The organism is Photorhabdus akhurstii (assembly GCF_019090985.1).
GTDB classification, from domain to species: Bacteria; Pseudomonadota; Gammaproteobacteria; order Enterobacterales; family Enterobacteriaceae; genus Photorhabdus; species Photorhabdus akhurstii.
Genome location: NZ_CP020335.1, coordinates 5,027,882 through 5,044,473, shown reverse-complemented (window position 1 = coordinate 5,044,473; position 16,592 = coordinate 5,027,882). Strand labels below are relative to the sequence as shown.

Annotated in this window: 15 protein-coding genes; all 15 read left to right on the top strand. The window is 44.1% G+C overall.

Annotated elements, in window-relative coordinates:
- The first annotated feature begins 142 nt into the window (after positions 1-142).
- The 15 genes from B0X70_RS21685 (at position 143) to B0X70_RS21615 (ending at position 16,579) form a co-directional block, all read left to right on the top strand.
- Positions 143-904 carry a hypothetical protein gene (locus B0X70_RS21685; RefSeq protein WP_217470365.1) on the top strand — a complete coding sequence of 254 codons (762 nt, stop codon included), beginning with the start codon at positions 143-145 and terminating at the stop codon, positions 902-904.
- 159 nt (positions 905-1,063) lie between these two features.
- Positions 1,064-2,662: a type VI secretion system protein TssA gene (gene tssA, locus B0X70_RS21680; protein WP_217470364.1), complete on the top strand. Its 1,599-nt coding sequence runs from the start codon at positions 1,064-1,066 to the stop codon at positions 2,660-2,662.
- A gap of 90 nt (positions 2,663-2,752) precedes the next feature.
- On the top strand, positions 2,753-4,519 hold the full coding sequence (gene tssF / locus B0X70_RS21675; RefSeq protein WP_217470363.1) for a type VI secretion system baseplate subunit TssF: 1,767 nt from the start codon (positions 2,753-2,755) through the stop codon (positions 4,517-4,519).
- Positions 4,483-5,559: a type VI secretion system baseplate subunit TssG gene (tssG, locus tag B0X70_RS21670; protein WP_217470362.1), complete on the top strand. Its 1,077-nt coding sequence runs from the start codon at positions 4,483-4,485 to the stop codon at positions 5,557-5,559. The genes tssF and tssG overlap by 37 nt, the downstream gene beginning before the upstream one ends.
- Complete coding sequence (gene tssJ / locus B0X70_RS21665) at positions 5,540-6,073, top strand: type VI secretion system lipoprotein TssJ (protein ID WP_217470361.1); 534 nt, start codon at positions 5,540-5,542, stop codon at positions 6,071-6,073. Before tssG ends, tssJ begins: the two co-directional genes overlap by 20 nt.
- A gap of 3 nt (positions 6,074-6,076) precedes the next feature.
- On the top strand, positions 6,077-6,511 hold the full coding sequence (tssE, locus tag B0X70_RS21660) for a type VI secretion system baseplate subunit TssE (protein ID WP_036809547.1): 435 nt from the start codon (positions 6,077-6,079) through the stop codon (positions 6,509-6,511).
- 53 nt (positions 6,512-6,564) lie between these two features.
- Positions 6,565-7,944 carry a VasL domain-containing protein gene (locus tag B0X70_RS21655; protein WP_217470360.1) on the top strand — a complete coding sequence of 460 codons (1,380 nt, stop codon included), beginning with the start codon at positions 6,565-6,567 and terminating at the stop codon, positions 7,942-7,944.
- Positions 7,945-8,064: 120 nt separating this feature from the next.
- Positions 8,065-9,534, top strand: a complete 1,470-nt coding sequence (locus tag B0X70_RS21650) for an Eco57I restriction-modification methylase domain-containing protein (RefSeq protein ID WP_217470359.1) — start codon at positions 8,065-8,067, stop codon at positions 9,532-9,534.
- A 145-nt stretch (positions 9,535-9,679) separates the two neighbouring features.
- Positions 9,680-9,997: a helix-turn-helix domain-containing protein gene (locus B0X70_RS21645; protein ID WP_217470358.1), complete on the top strand. Its 318-nt coding sequence runs from the start codon at positions 9,680-9,682 to the stop codon at positions 9,995-9,997.
- A gap of 864 nt (positions 9,998-10,861) precedes the next feature.
- Complete coding sequence (locus B0X70_RS21640) at positions 10,862-11,638, top strand: SDR family oxidoreductase (RefSeq protein ID WP_110086502.1); 777 nt, start codon at positions 10,862-10,864, stop codon at positions 11,636-11,638.
- Positions 11,639-11,640: 2 nt separating this feature from the next.
- On the top strand, positions 11,641-12,354 hold the full coding sequence (locus tag B0X70_RS21635) for a 4'-phosphopantetheinyl transferase family protein (RefSeq protein WP_217470357.1): 714 nt from the start codon (positions 11,641-11,643) through the stop codon (positions 12,352-12,354).
- On the top strand, positions 12,347-13,162 hold the full coding sequence (locus tag B0X70_RS21630) for a cyclase family protein (RefSeq protein WP_214069566.1): 816 nt from the start codon (positions 12,347-12,349) through the stop codon (positions 13,160-13,162). The genes B0X70_RS21635 and B0X70_RS21630 overlap by 8 nt, the downstream gene beginning before the upstream one ends.
- A gap of 739 nt (positions 13,163-13,901) precedes the next feature.
- On the top strand, positions 13,902-15,188 hold the full coding sequence (locus B0X70_RS21625) for a beta-ketoacyl-[acyl-carrier-protein] synthase family protein (RefSeq protein WP_217470356.1): 1,287 nt from the start codon (positions 13,902-13,904) through the stop codon (positions 15,186-15,188).
- A complete protein-coding gene (locus B0X70_RS21620; RefSeq protein ID WP_105395333.1) occupies positions 15,181-16,296 on the top strand; it encodes a beta-ketoacyl synthase N-terminal-like domain-containing protein in 1,116 nt (371 codons plus the stop codon). The genes B0X70_RS21625 and B0X70_RS21620 overlap by 8 nt, the downstream gene beginning before the upstream one ends.
- A gap of 34 nt (positions 16,297-16,330) precedes the next feature.
- Positions 16,331-16,579 carry an acyl carrier protein gene (locus tag B0X70_RS21615; protein ID WP_046396661.1) on the top strand — a complete coding sequence of 83 codons (249 nt, stop codon included), beginning with the start codon at positions 16,331-16,333 and terminating at the stop codon, positions 16,577-16,579.
- The last annotated feature ends 13 nt before the right edge of the window (positions 16,580-16,592 follow it).

The window sequence follows — 16,592 nt, the reverse complement described above, 5'->3', positions numbered from 1 at the left end:
TACTCGGAATTATCTATAACCAGTCGTATAGATATTAATAGATTGCTTACCTTTGGAAAATTCAGTCACGAATTATCCAATGTGAAGTTTTATATAAATTTATCTGTTTGATATGTAATGTTGTGTAAATTAGGGAGTTTTTGTGAATCAGATCTATAAAATAGCTTGGATAGGTTTGGCTATTAATGTATTAACCTGTTTCGTCTTTCTGGCGGCTATAACAGTACTTAGTGCCGATTATTCTGTTCTCTCTTCTAGAGAGCAATATCTTGTTGATAAGTCATCAATAGTGAATGCTTTGATGGTGGTTTTTATTTTGCTGGAGGTGGTTAATCTATTTGTTATTCTCAAAATGCCAAAGTATGCAAAAATCAGCTCTTTTATTGTGTCGAGTTTTTTTCCATTTGGCGCGGTTTATTTTATTGGTTGTTTGTTGTCGATTCAAAGAGTTACGCTATCCCCATTCTCTGAATATCAAGGTAATAATGCTGCTGATTCCGCAGTTTATTTTGTACGGGACAGATATTGGAAAAAAGCGTGTATTTTTGGTGGTTTGACGCTGGTGATGTTAATTCATGGCGCGATTAATATTTGTATGATGATAGCGGCGATGCATTTCGTTTCATATCGTAAAACAGAAGATCGCTGTTTCTTTGCCGAGAAAGAGGATGGTTTTTTGTTAACACCGACCGCCTTGAGTAAAACTATTTTCTTGCCTTATGGATGTATTAATAAGGTTGAGGAACGTGAAAACAGTGTGCTGGTCGCTGTTTATTTAAATCAGAAAATCGATATCGTATTTTCGAAGAAATTTATTGCCAGAGAAGATCTGGTAAAAATCATCGAGTCTCTTTCACAGGCGGCATCTAATAATCAAGGAAATATTATTACCTTGGAAATGTGAAAAATTTATTCTTAATAATATAGGGATGATGATGTTTAAAGGTGCGATTCGCTTGAGTAATCAGCTCAATAGCGATGGTGGAGCTATTTCTGTCTCTTTATTAATGAGCAGAATTCCAGTGGCTGACAGAGATATTCAGCATTAAAGGAGAATATAAAGATGCTGCAACAGCTAATTGCGAGTTGTTTTGTTGAACGCGATGCGCTTGCAGAAGCACGGCAGAACGCGGCGCTGTGGGAAAACTGGTTGTTACCCATTAGTTCCGATGCGCCCACAGGTAATGATCCGGTCTATGAAGACGATTTTCAGCATATGCGGGAGGAGGTCAACAAAATCAGTGGCATTGATACCGCTCTGATTTGTCAACTGGCGGAAAGGTTGTTGACCACCAAATGTAAAGATGTCCGCGTGGCGACCTACTATGTGTGGGCCAGGCTGCATTGTGAGGGGGAGCGTGGTCTGGCAGAAGGGTTGGCGCTATTGGCCGGGCTGGTGGATCGTTTTGGCGAAGCCTTGCTGCCCAGTCGGACTAGCAGCCGTAAAGCCGCGCTGGAGTGGCTGACCGGCGCAAAAATGCGGGACAGTTTATCTCGCTATCCAGAGGTCAACCGGACTGATTTTGACCACATTCTGGCGGCGTTGGTGTTACTGGAACACTCATTTTCCTCTTGGGATGAAGAATCTCGTCCAAGCCTCGTTGGGCTGGCAAGAACACTAGAAAACCGGTTAGCTCAGTCCGGCGGCGTGAGTGCAGTGGTGCCGCAAACTGCCGCTCCGGCAGCTCCATCGGGCGGGCAGAGCAATGCGTCAGCGCCGGGTGAACCACCGGTATGGCGTCAGGTGCAATCCGGGCGTGATCTGTTGAATCAGGCGCGGGAACTGGTGCGTTATCTCAGTGATCAGCCTCAGGGCTGGCTCTCTTCCGCCCGGCTGATACGCAGTGTTCGTTGGGATACCGTACATCAGCTACCGCCACAGGATGCCGATGAGCGCACTCGTCTGGTGCCTCCCCGCACCGAATATCGCGCCCAGTTAAAGCGGCTCTACCGGCAACAGAACTGGCATGAGTTATTGGAGCAAACCGAGCGCATGTTTGCGGAAGGGGTGAATCATTTCTGGCTGGATTTGCAGTGGTATCTCTGTCAGGCATTAAACCGATTGGGTTGCCCTTACGAAGGTTGGGCGGACATCATCAAACACGATCTGAGAATCCTGCTTGAACGGCTGCCGGGGCTGGAGAGTATGGCCTATAACGATGGAACGCCCTTTGCTGATGAGGTGACAACCGATTGGATAGCCCAACAGGTTCATGACAATCAGGCCGACTGGCAGTTTGAGCATTTACCGGCGCAACCTCGGCGCGATGATGATGTTTTGTCGCTGGAAGCGGAGGCGTTGCAACTGGCGGACAGCGACGGCATTGATGCGGCGTTACGCTGGTTGGGGCAATTGCCCGGCATCAATGGAGCGCGTCACCGCTGGTTACAACGTTTGCTGATGGCGCGGGTGGCGGAGCAATACGGCAAAAATGAAATGGCGCTGCATTTATTGACCGAGCTTGACGCCGATGAGCAATTCAATCTTGGCGAATGGGAGCCGGAGCTGATGTTTGAGGTAAAAGCGTGTCTGCTTAAGTTGCTGCGCATGAAAGCCCAACGCAGTGAACATGATAAGGCAAGGATGGCGCAACGGATGGAGGCTCTGCTGGCTGGGTTGGTGGCGATTGATCCGGTCAGAGCTTCGGTGCTTTGTGGTTGATGTTGTCTGTCCGGTGTAGGTGGGGCCATACACCTTTTCGACGAGTTTTACCCCTTTTTTCGTTTTTATAACAACCTTAAGAGTGATGATATGGATGATTTAATTCTCCGCTATTACGAAGCGGAAATGCACTATCTGCGTGAGGCGGGTAAAGAGTTTGCGCAGGCGCACCCGGATCGGGCCGCCATGCTGAATCTGAGTGACGATCGGGATCTTGATCCTTATGTAGAGCGATTGCTTGAAGGCTTCGCTTTCCTGATGGGGCGGATGCGTCAGAAACTGGATGATGATTTGCCGGAACTGACGGAAGGGCTGGTGAGTTTGCTGTGGCCGCACTATCTGCGCACTATTCCTTCACTCTCCATTGTTGAATTGGCGCCTGATTATCAGACTTTGCCAAAAAGTGAAGTGATCGCCAAAGGGTTTGAAGTGATATCTCAGCCCGTAGGGCCAAGCCAGACCCGCTGCTATTATCGGACTACCCGTGATATACCGATTACACCGCTGCATATCGCCTCTGCGACGTTGCAAAATGAAGCCGACGGCCGTTCAGTGATCCGTTTGCGTTTTGACTGCGGCCAGTTGACGGAGTGGGATAAGGTGGATTTGTCACGGCTGCCTCTGTATCTCAAAGCTGGCCGTCCGGTGAGTTCTGCCTTACATCTGGCGTTGACCCGACAGACTCAACACATTTACGCACGCTTGCCCAGTCGGGAAGGGCGTTCTCGTCTTGAGAATGGCTCTTTTTCCCCAATGGGATTCGACAACGATGATGTTTTGTGGCCGAAACAGGAGAGCGCGTTCAGTGGTTATCAATTGTTGATCGAATATTTTACTTTCCGTGAAAAATTTATGTTTGTGGCGCTCAATGGTTTGGATTCGCTAGACATTCCAGCCAATACGCCTTGGTTTGAGTTAGATATCGTACTGAGTGAGCCGTGGCCTTATGAGTTGAAATTTTCAGCGGAAAATATCCGATTGCACTGTGTGCCGGTAATCAATTTGTTCCGTGTTGAAGCTGATCCGATGCACATTTCGCGTATGCAAAATGAGTATCTATTGCGCCCAATGCGTATTCAGGATGGTCATACTGAAATTTACTCGGTGGATGAAGTCTCCTCTTCCCGACGAGGTGATGCGCAGTGTTTTGTACCGTTTAGCAGCTTTCGCCATCGGGGCGGCATTATGCGCAGTTCCGCGCCGGAGCGTTATTTCCATACTCGTGTATGTCGAGGCCCCTCGGGTTTGCACGATACCTGGCTGATCCTCGGTGGGGAATCGTTTGAGACTGACCCTGAGCTTGATGATGAAACCCTTTCACTGCGTATTACCGGTACCAACGGGCAGTTACCTCGTCAGGCATTACGTAACACCCAACTTGAGCAGACATTACACTCCGCCGCAGGCCAGCTGCGCGTAAGGAACCTTTGCTCGCCGACATTGCCCTGTTATCCCCCGGCGAACGATCGTTTCCACTGGCGGATATTGAGCCATCTCGGTTCTAACTTTCTTAGCATGATGGATAACCCAGAGGTGCTGCGCGGCACGTTAGGGCTTTATAACTGGACCGATGATGAGATGAACTGCCGCTGTCTGGACGCCATTGTTGGGGTGAAACACGCCTTAATCCAACGTTTTGAAAAGGGCTTCCTGCTACGGGGCGTTGATATTGAGATAACCCTTAATAGCAACGGCTTCTCCGGCGAGGGCGATATTTTCCTGTTCGGCGAGCTGCTTAACCGCTTCTTCTCGCTATATACCGATATTCATCTGTTTAACCAATTGACACTGGTCCTTCAACCTTCTGGGAGATGTTTGCGATGGCAAGAAAATCACAATCAGCGTATTCCCGGCTAATGCAGCAGCTGGCGCCGAATATTTACGATTTTAACTTTTATCGCTTCTGCCAGTTGCTGGAGAGTATGCGAGATGGATGCCCGCCGTTGGGCAGTACGATGTCGCCCGGTGATGATCCGATCCGTTTCCGGCCTGATCCCGGTATGGGTTTTCCCGCCGGCGAACTGAAAAATGTGGAGTGGGATGAGCAACAGCCTGAACAGCCACCGACAGTACGCACGACGTTTCTCGGCCTGTATGGCGTCGATTCACCGCTGCCCACCGCTTATCTGAACGATATCGTCCAGCAGAGTGAAGGCTATGAAGGCGTGGCGGACTTTCTGGATATTTTTAACCATCGAATGATGACCCAGTATTACCGTATCTGGTGTAAATATTCCTATCCCGCGACTTATGAACCGAGTGGTCAAGATGAAACATCGCAGTGCCTGCTTGGGCTGATTGGTTTGGGGATCACCGGCAGCCAGCAACATATTGCAACGCCGGTTTCTCGCTTTTTGGCCCTACTCAGCATCATGCGATTGCCGACCCGGATAGCGGAAGGGGTGATGGCGCTGGTTAAGCTGTTGGCTCCTCTCACGCAGGTACAGGTGGTTCCCCATGATCGCAGGCGAGTGCGGTTGACCCAACCGGTTCGCTTAAGTCGTCGCCATCCGGTTCAATTTTCTCAACGCCCAGTACTGGGCAACGTAGGGACGGATGTTAACAGCCAAATGGTGCTGGAGCTCTATACCGAAGATACCGATGAAGCGCAGGGGTGGTTACCGCAGGGGGAACTGAATACCGACCTGTTGGTGTTGTTGCGTGTTTATCTGGGCTGGCGTTGCAGTGTGCGATTACAGCTCACCTTACCCAAATGGGTATTGCCGTCAGCGCAGTTGGGGAAACAGCGTGTTCGGTTAGGCCGAACAGGTGTATTGGGATTGAAACCAGGATCACAAACGGTTTCTGGCATGGTGAAAATTAATCTGGGGCACTATCAAGGGCTTTTATCGAGTTATCAATATAGGGAGGCCGAGAATGGCAGCTATCAATTTTAAATCCGTCATGATGGGCGGCATAGTGTGTTTGATGACGGTTGGGTTAGCCGGATGTGGTCTGACACAGACCGTAACTGATGGCACGGCAGCTGTTACGCATTCCATTTTCCATAAGCAGGTGAAAACGCTGCGTCTGGATTTCAGTGCGCGCAGCGCACTTAACACTACCGGCGCGCAAGTTCCGCTGAGCACGGTAATACGTGTTTATCAGCTTAAAGACAATAAAGCGTTTGAGCGTGCCAGTTATGCGGAACTGGTGAAAGGCGATAGCGAAGCGCTTAAGGCGGATCGGCTGGCGCAGCGGGATATCCGAGTGGCGCCGCAGGGGAGTGTGTCACTGGATATGCTGATGGAGAAAACGGCACGGTTTGTTGGGGTTGTGGGGCTATTTCACACACCGGATGCCGCCAATAAGAGTTGGCGGTTGGTGATCAGACGTGATGAGTTGGATGCTGATAAACCGCGCACCATCGAATTGGATAAAGGCACACTGACATTGAATGTGAAGGGGTGATCAATGAAACATCTAAGACCTTCGCTTTACGAAATGTTGATGTTTAACTTTAACGGCGGGCTGGATCTCAAACAGATCGATGAACGAAATCAGGTGATTTTATCCGTGATGGATAATATGCAACGTATCCTTAGCAGTCGTGCGGGTTCGATTGCTCATTTGCCGGATTATGGTCTGCCTGATTTCAACGTCATCTTGCAGGGGCTGCCCGCGTCGTCACAGGATCTGATTGCCACAATCGAACACACGTTGTTGACCTATGAGCCGCGTTTGAAACAAGTCTATATCACGTTATTGCCGCAAATTGAGCCGGGACACTTGCGTTATGACATCAACGCTGAGTTGAAAGAGATAGGATTAGTGCGTTTTAGTACAGAATTTGTGCCGGAAGGAAAGGTATTAATCCGCCATTTACGCCAACAGGGCCATATAGATTAACCCTCTGTTTCATTAGGCTAGCTTGCTGAAATAGTCTGATAAGGATAACTGTTATGACTGCAATATCATCCGGTAACACGATACATACCGGGGATGACCCACGCGCACTGCCGGAATTCAGGGCGCTGAAAGAAGAAATAGGTAAATTGAACCATCCGGCTCGGCCCGATGTTGATTGGGCCAGAGTTGAACAACTTTGCTTGTCATTGTTTCGATTAAATGGCGTAGAGCTACAAAGTGCCGCCTGGTACACATTGGCCCGAGCTCAACGCACCGGATTAGCCGGTATTGATGAAGGATTAGCCTTGGTTGATGGATTAGTGAGCCATCAATGGGCGCAGTTCTGGCCTCAACCGACTCATGCACGGATTGAAATTTTCGCCTGGCTGGTTGCACGTTTACAGCAGGTATTGCGTACTTGCGTCTTCTCTTATCTTGACTTGCCGCTCATTTACCGCGTGGAAAAGGTGCTTGAACAGTTGTGCGAGGTGCTTCAACGTCTGGAGCTGAAACATGTAAGTAAACTTGACAGCTTGCGTGTACAGCTTCACAACAGCGCCCGACGATTAGAGTGTCTGGAGCAGGAAAAAGGCTCTGTACCGGTATCTCTCGCCTCTGCGCAGCCTGTAGAAGGCAATGCTATTTTGCTGCCCGAGGAATCGTCTGCGCTGCAACTGATCTATGTGGTACAGGAGGCAACCTCATCGGTGCAACCGCAAGTCAAAGTCGCTCAGATCTTGGCTGCCTCGCGCTGGAAAGTTTGGCACGGTTTTGTAGCGGGAGTTGTATTTTGTGCGTTAGTGGTGACAGGCGGTTGGCTGGTGGACAAGCTGCAACAACCGTCCCCATTGGTTGAGGCTTTGCTGGCGACGACCTACCCGTTACCGCAGACACTGCTGCCGGCTCAACTTGCCGAATTACACCAATCGGACAACGCGGCGCTACTGAGCCGATTGCAGGATAAAACGTTGGATGAGAGTCGTGCGCAACTGACAAATTTAAACGATTTACCGGCCTTGTGGCCCTTGAATTATGGTTCTCATCTATTGCAACAGCTACGCACATTGTGGCCGGCCAGCCAGGCAGTACAGGATATGCAAAATCAGTGGTTACACCGGCGTGAAGCGGCGGCGCTGCCTATGCAGGCGTTGGAAAATTACCATCAGGCTCAATTACGCCTGCAACATCTGACAGAACGACTTGACGCATTGGACGAGAAACGTGGTCGTTATCTTACCGGTTCTGAATTGAAGTCTATGGTGTTTGGTATTCGGCAACCGTTGGCGAGTACTCCGCCGTTAGAAGAATTGCTACGTCAACTGGCGGAACAAAAAAAGAGCGGTACCGTATCGCTGGCATTACTGATGCAAATTAACACCCGTTTTAATCAATTGCTGAATCGCTATTATTTGTTGTTGAAAGTAGGAGGGTAAGTTTGTGGCGGGTTAAGAAATTAAAACGGTGTAGAAGACATATTGATGTAAAATCAGGTTTCGTTGTTGCTTGGTGGTGTATCATTTACACTGAACGAAACTCACTATCCAGATATGATAATGCTCCAACAATTAGACACCACAGACAGTGTGCGCCGTAAGATTGCTCCTCGGATTACTAAGAAACGCAAGGCTGAATTCGGTCAATTCATGACCCCTGCTAACATAGCCCGTTTTATGGCATCCCTTTTTCCGCCTAGCACCTTGCGTACCTGCCGTCTATTAGATGCGGGAGCCGGAGTGGGAGCATTGTCGTGTGCCTTCCTTGATCGATGGGTGGCGGGCGGTTTTGACTTTGAGTCCGCCGAGGTGACGGCTTACGAGATTGATGACAACCTGTGTGGCTATCTGTCACAGCACTTGGCTGGATACAATTGTGTCACGCCGCGTATCATCGTGGGTGATTATATCGAATTGGCAACTACCGAAGGTCAGCAGGGGCAAGGCTATACACATGCGATCCTCAATCCTCCTTACAAGAAGATCAACAGCAATTCAGCGCATCGACTGGCTTTGCGCCGTGTTGGTATTGAGACAGTAAACCTCTATTCGGCCTTTGTGGCGCTTGCCGTGTCTGAGGTGGTGCAGGGAGGGCAGATTGTGGCGATCATCCCGCGCAGTTTCTGCAACGGACCCTATTACCGCCCGTTCCGTAATTTCATTCTAGAGCGTGCAGCTATCCGACATATGCACTTGTTCGAATCGCGCAGCAAAGCATTCAAAGATGACGAAGTTTTGCAGGAGAATATCATCATCCGGTTTGAGTGTGGTGGTCAGCAAGGGCCAGTAACGGTATCAACTTCGACCGATGATGCTTTCACTGATCTTGTTACCCATGAGTATCCATTTGATCGGATTGTATTCCCGGATGATCCCGAGCAATTTATCCATGTGCCCACGTCGCCGGAGAAAAGCCCCCTTGAGCTATCCTCGGCGATCCGCTACACGCTGGCTGACCTTGGTATCAAGGTATCTACTGGGCCTGTAGTTGACTTCCGGCTGAAAGCGCACCTGCGCAGCATGCCTGGGCCGGGGACGGTGCCTTTACTCTACCCCGGCCATTTCAGCAGCAACGTTACTCGATGGCCCATCGAAGGTATGAAAAAGCCTAACGCTATTGAACGCAACACTGACACTGAAAAATGGCTTTACCCAAGCGGTTTTTACTGCGTGGTAAGGCGTTTTTCGTCCAAAGAGGAAAAGCGTCGAATCATGGCGAATGTGGTTGAACCAGATACATTTGGCGACGCGCCCGTACTGGGCTTCGAGAACCATTTGAACTTATTTCATGAGAACAAGCATGGTTTACCCGAACGATTGGCCCGTGGTTTGGCTGTGTTTCTGAACACGACCGTTGTTGATGAGAATTTTCGACGTTTCAACGGTCATACTCAGGTTAATGCAACTGACCTCAAGATGATGAAGTACCCGAGCCGCGACACTTTGATTGAACTTGGCGAGTGGGCCATGCAGCAAGGAGAACTCACGCAAGCTATGATTGATGCAAAATTAGGGAGCCTAATCGAATGAGCGACAAATTAACGGGGTGCGTTTCCTTGGCCCTTATGAATGAGTGTACCGTGTTTGGATAGATATTGCGTTTATATCAAATTTGATATATTTTCTTGCTTGATATCGTTTTCTTACCGGCACTGTACTAATTAAGGCGGAGATTATGGAATTTATAGTAACGAAAAACCCTTATGCTTCATCAAGCGATAATCCTAACGAAGCAAATGATAAACATATTCGCGCTCAATTAATGGTGATCATCCGCAAGATGATTCAGGAGCGCGGTTTAAGTCAGGTAAAAGCGGCGGAGCTTTTGGGAACGACTCAAGCGAGAATTAGCGAGATTATTAATGGAAAGCTGGAAAACCACACTATTGATAAATTATTCAATATGCTAAATCGGCTCGGTTGGAATTTTGAATTTAGTTATCATGAAGGTATGGTGACTGTCGCGGTAGATAAAATAATAAAAGTCGCGTAAATATAATAAATATCCGGTAAGGCTTTTATTAATAAGCGAATTGTTTGTTATAAAATTAAGATCTAAACTATTCTGATAGAGAATGTTAAGAAATTATGATCTTTATATTTAATTCCTTTTAATAACGTTGCCGGAATATATCTTATTGATTATATCTAATATAACCAAAAGTTATATTTTATAGAGGAATCAGGCATACATTAAACTATCACATAAGCTGGCCGGTGATTAACTTTGGTATATCTCCGGTTTTAAACGATCTGACATCCTAATAGTAAGAATGTGTTATTAGAAGATGTATCATCAATCTATGCGGACAATGGGGTTAATTGGGCACATAAGCCTGTTTAAGAGATAGGTAGTAAAAGCTTTCAGATTTTCCTATATTACACGTCGTCCCATCTATCAATTGTCATTCCATGAAAAAATAACCTAACGGTTAATTCATAATATCTTATTTTCCAACCAATTGTAAATAAAGTGGTTATTACTGATTATTTATTTGATTCTCTGATTAGTCAGAAAAAGATGAATTTGTATAGCGGTATGATAAAGTATTTTGGTATTAATACGTTGTAGTAAATGTAACATTGTTATATTATTGATTTTTACGAGAATTGGTTAATATTTTTTGTAAATGCTGACAAAAACTGTCACTAGTTTGTGAATAATGTTTATTAGGGGTAATCGTGTTTTTCCGTGAATAGCAATAATATATACCCTATAGATTTCAATATGCATCGCGACGGCAAGGGATCGAATCCCCGGGAGCATAGATAACTCTGTGACCGGGGTGAGTGAGTGCAGCCAACAAAGAGGCAACTTGAAAGATAACGGGTATAAATAACGATAGGAATAGTTCAGATGAAATATGCCTTTATTACCGGTGCGACAGGAGATATTGGTTTCGCAATTACAGAAAGATTAGCTGAAGATGGCTTTGAACCAATATTATTATCGCGTACTCCTGAGCGTCTTGATAGTGCGATTGACAAGCTACGCAGTAAATATGGTAGTCAATTTGCAAAGAAAATAGTTTGTGATGTTTCTAATCATGAAGATGTTAAAAAAGCGTTTGACCAACTAGAGCTTGAAGATAATAAGCTGGCGGTGCTTGTGAATTGCGCTGGCATTTCTGGTGGCGGTATTACTGCTGAAATAAGCCCACGAACTTGGCAAAATGTCATAAACATTAATTTAAATGGCACTTATTTTGTTATCCATGAAGTTTTGAAAAGAAAATTAATGTCATCTGGCGGCAGAATTATCAATATTGCCTCCACCGGCGGGAAACAAGGTGTTATTCATGGCGCGCCTTATTCTGCTTCTAAGCATGGCGTTGTTGGCCTGACTAAATCATTAGGGCTTGAATTAGCGCGTAATGGTTCAGGTGTTACGGTTAATGCGGTTTGTCCTGGGTTTGTTGAGAGTGAGATGGCGGAGCGTGTCAGAGAGCATTACGCCAGAATTTGGGGCACTGATGTAGCAGAGGCGAAAAGAAGAGTAGAAGAGCGTGTGCCTATCGGAAGATACGTTGAACCTAATGAAGTGGCTGAAATGGTTGCTTATCTTGCATCCCCTCTCGCCGGGGCTGTAACCGCTCAAGCGCTTAATGTGTGTGGTGGATTAGGTAATTACTAATCATGGACGGTGTTTCTTTATCCTCTGATTTTTTTGATCTTTGGATTGTAAAAATCGACGATATTGATTTAGCTTCTATTGAACAGTTAATTCACCGTTCCGATATAGTTCGCCATAATCAAATTTGTTTAGCGGATAGAAGAAAAAAATTTATATTTAGACGGGCTGCATTACGTTATGTTTTAAGTCAGTATTTATCTGATTATGAAATCATAACGAATGATAACGGGAAACCTTATATATCCACGGAGCAAGACTTCAAATATTATTTTTCATTGAGTGCCTCAGGAAACTATTGTGCCATTGATTTTAGCTCAAGGGAAATAGGTGTTGATATTGAAGTCACTCCTTCTAAGGTAAAATTTTCAGAAATTATTGAATCTTTTATTAAAGATGAGGAGCTGGAATATATGCAAGGTGTAATGTTAAAACAACGATCAGGAGTAAGTCCCGGATTTCATGATTATTATCATTTAATGTCATTATACTATTGGGTTAGACTTGAAGCATATATTAAATTATTTGCTTCGACTTTACATGAGAAATTATTGGCTAATAACCCTGATTCTGTTAAAGATATGAAAGAATTAGAAGCGAGCACATTATTGATTCATAATCAGCAATTTGTTTGTGCCTTATCTCAAAAGAAGGTAATTTCTACACCAAATATCAAGGAAATAAACTATTCCGAAATTATAAGGAACAAAGATGAGTAATATTATTGACTTAAGTGTTCCTATAGATTGTGATTTTTGGGAACCTGAGAAAGTAACTAGGGGAATCGTTGATCATAAAGAGGGAGCCAATAAATTAGGTGAGAGTTATTTGTATTTCCATACCAGTTCATGGTGGAAAAGAGCCTTTGTAAAACTGTTTAAACGCAAAAAGTGGATCATTGATCACAATGATTTTCCTGATGGTATGGGATTATCACTGATGTATTATCACTTGACCACGCATACCGGAACGCATATTGATGCTCCCTATCACTATGGGTGGCATGAAGGGCAAGAGCGGCCAGCAACAATTACTGACATTCCTTTGGATTGGTTTTATAGTCATGGCGTATTACTCGATTTTAGTCATGATAATCAGTCAATTGATAAACAGGCGGTAGAAAACCAATTAAAGAAAATTAATTATAAAATAAAAGAAAATGATATTGTCCTTATCAATACCGGAGCTGATAAACTCTTGGGAGCAAAATCCTATTTTACTCACTATAGAGCGATTGAAAGTAGTGCTGTTCAATGGTTAGTAGAGCAAGGAGTAAAGATTATTGGGACAGATGCGTTTAGCTTTGATCGGCCATTCATAGAGATGATTAACGATTATAAAAAAACCGGGAATAAAGATTGCTTATGGCCATCTCATTTTATCGGACGGGATCATCCCTATTTACAGATAGAACGGCTTTGTAATTTAACCAGTATTCCTAAACCTTATGGATTTAAAGTGTGCTGTTTTCCAATAAAATTAGAGAAAGCAGATGCTTCATGGAGTCGAGTGGTCGCAATATTATAATAATAATATATAATTATAGGGTAAGACGGGGGAAATATGAGCAGAAAAGAGACTTCAAGATCATACAACTAAATCTAATAACTTGGGCATACCTTAGATGTTTAGAAAAGGTGCTTGAGGTATGAATTGTGCATGGCATGATTTACTTGTATCGAATCCGCAAAGATACAGCTCAGTGTAAATTAATAACTAGAGGTAGAGTAGATACGCCGATTTAATCGGAAATTCCAGTGGGCAAGGTGATATATAGGCTAGCAAAAGATATCTTATCTTTGCTATGTTGTTTGGTTATATTGTTTGGTTATATTGCACTGTGAGCGGGTATATCAGCTCTATGATAATAAATTTGTCATCTCCTTTCTGGATGATTTTTAAGAATAAATTGGTTCATTAAGAAAAAGATTAATTATTCTATCCATAGGCAGGTCGAAGGGAGTTAACTTAGTTTGGTTTAACCTGAAATATTCATATTATTCTTGCAGTTTAAATAGATGAAAGATCAGTGAAATAACCAAATTGGTATTCAAATGGAGTTGTGGTTTGGTGCTTATTTTCAAGAATTTTGGCTAGGAGATAAAAATCAAATATTATATATGACAAATATAAATTTAAAGATAAATAAAGTAGTTTAATATTACTACTTTCAGATAATGATTTTCTTAAATGAAAATGGGTAGCTTTTATATTAATAAAACTTACCTGAGTAAATGTTTATTCTATTTCTATCGAGATAACTATTGTGATAATAAATAACAGAAATGAATCTCAACCGCGTAGAGTTGTGGTGACAGGGCTAGGTGTTGTTGCGCCGACAGGTGTTGGCGTTAATGAATTCTGGAACAATATTCATAACGGTAAATCAGGAGTGAGTAAATATGAGTGGGGAAGAGAAAGATTTGGCTTTAAAAGCGGAGCAATAGGAAAGGTTCACGGTGACGATAGCAATAACAAAGAGTTTGTTCTGAAAAGTGAGCGTAAATATCTTCAATTTGCGTTAGACGCCTCAGAGATGGCGATGCAAGATGCGAATTTAAAACCTTCAGACATTGACGGTCGGCGTTTTGGTGTTGCGATAGCAACGGCGATTGCTGATGCTGCGGGAATGGAAGAGTGTTTACTCAGAATCACCAACGGGGGCAAAGAGAATATTCACCCTGATTTAATTAAATCAGAAGATTATGACAGCTTTGATTTTAGTTCAGCCGCAACCTCTGTTGCGAAAAAATATGGCGCATCTATGTCCGTCAGCAACATATCAACCGGATGTGCGGCAGGACTTGATGCATTAGGCATTGCGATGGAGCATATCCGTTATGGCAGAGCGGATATTATGCTGGCTGGTGCAAGTGAAGCGCCACTTTGTCCGCTTTCTATCGGCTCTTTTGAAGCTTTAGGGGCGCTATCATCAAGAGAGTTGGAAAATCAGCAAGCGGCGACCTGTCCTTTTTCCCTTGAGCGGGATGGATTTGTGATTGCTGAAGGGTGTGGAATATTAATTTTAGAGTCTTATGAACACGCTAAGCAGCGTGGAGCACATATTTATGCTGAATTAGCAGGGTATGCATCCGTCAATAACGCTTATCATATGACTGACTTGCCTGCGGATGGAATGGCAATGGCGCGATGCATTGATATGGCATTGAAGGATGCCCAGGTATCGCCATCAACGGTAAATTATATTAGTGCTCATGGCAGTTCTACGGCTCAAAATGATATTAACGAATCAAATGCGATTAAATTTGTTTTGGGTGAAAATGCATTTGGTATTCCAGTTAACTCATTAAAGTCAATGACAGGTCATACTTTAGCTGCTGCTAATGCGATCGAGTCTGTCGCATTATGTCTGGAAATAGAAAAGCAGTATGTTCACCCAACAATTAATTATCAAACCCCAGATCCTGATTGCGATTTAGATTATATCCCTAATCAAGGTTGCGCATATCCAATTAAGACCGCGTTAAAATTATCAAGTGGTTTTTCTGGTATTCACAGTGTTATTGTTATGAGGGCAGTAGACAATGCGTAGAAGAGTTGTCGTTACCGGCGTTGGTGCAGTACATCCTGATGGCAATGATGTCACCGCCATAAAATCAAACGTCATTCAGAAGTTATTGGGCCAAGAATCGAAAAATAATACGACCGCAAGTTCTATAATAAGAACATTGAGTGATTTCGATGGCGCGAAATATATCAATAACCGCCTAAGACGCAAAATTGATGAATTTTCGGTTTATGGTATCGTCGCCGTTGAAATGGCATTAAAAGCGAGTAGATTAGATGTAGATAAGCTTGATCCTAATCGCGTTGGAATATATGTCGGAAACTGTTTTGGTGGATGGCAACATATTGAGGATGAAGTTAAAGCGCTCCATATTGAAGGCATAAAGGGAATGGGACCTTATGTCGCCACGGCATGGTTCCCTGCGGCGCTTCAAGGGCAATTGTCGCTGCTTTATGGTTTTAGTGCGCAATCTAAAACGTTTTCCACCTCCGATGTGGCAGGGATGCAAGCAATAGGTTATGCAGCGGAAGCGATTTCTAATGGTGTTGCGGAGGTGATGTTATGTGGCGCGTCAGAACATCTTTCCAGCCCGTTAGTTAAAAATTTACTGGAGAAAACATCAAGCCAGAAACACTCTGAGGTTTTTGGCGAAAAACGGCCAGGAGATTTTTCCGAAGGCGCTGCATTTCTGGTGCTGGAAGAGCGGCAACATGCTTTAGAGCGCGGTGCCTCGATATTATGTGAATTAACCGGTTTTGTTGATTATTTCGCACCGGATAAAAATACCAGAAATTACACTTTAGAATATACTGCTGAGCTATTCAACCATAATGATAATGCTGTATTTATTATGGATGGAATATATGATGATGAAAAAGAGATAACCAGTAAGGCTTTCTCAAATAAAGAGATAAAAACATCATTTATAAATCTGAGGCCCTATTTGAATAATCAATTTTCAGTCAGTGGCGTGATTGATTCAGTCCTGGCATCATCATTCTTGTCAGAAAATAACGGGGATGGAGAACAACAATCTAATAAAATCAATGAGTTTTCAAATACTAACCAAATAATCATTCAGCGCCTCAGTAACCAAGGTCATGTATGTGCGTTGAGTTTTTCAACTATTTAATCTTTAAGATATTTAAGTACGCGAGGAAAAATATATGAGTAATAATCCAGAAGTAAAAATAAAAACAATTTTATCTCTCTTTCTTAACGTTAATATTGATGATTTCGATATGGATGCGAATCTTTCTGACGCTTATGATATGGATTCTACGGAATTAGCTGATTTAGCAAAAGAGATTGAGAAAGAGTTCGGTATTTCTGTGGTGAAAAGTCAATTCAGTCATTGGGATACAGGAAGAGCCGTTCTTGATTTCGTCTCATCAAGTTTAAATGATAAAAATTAATTGCTAATTAAAG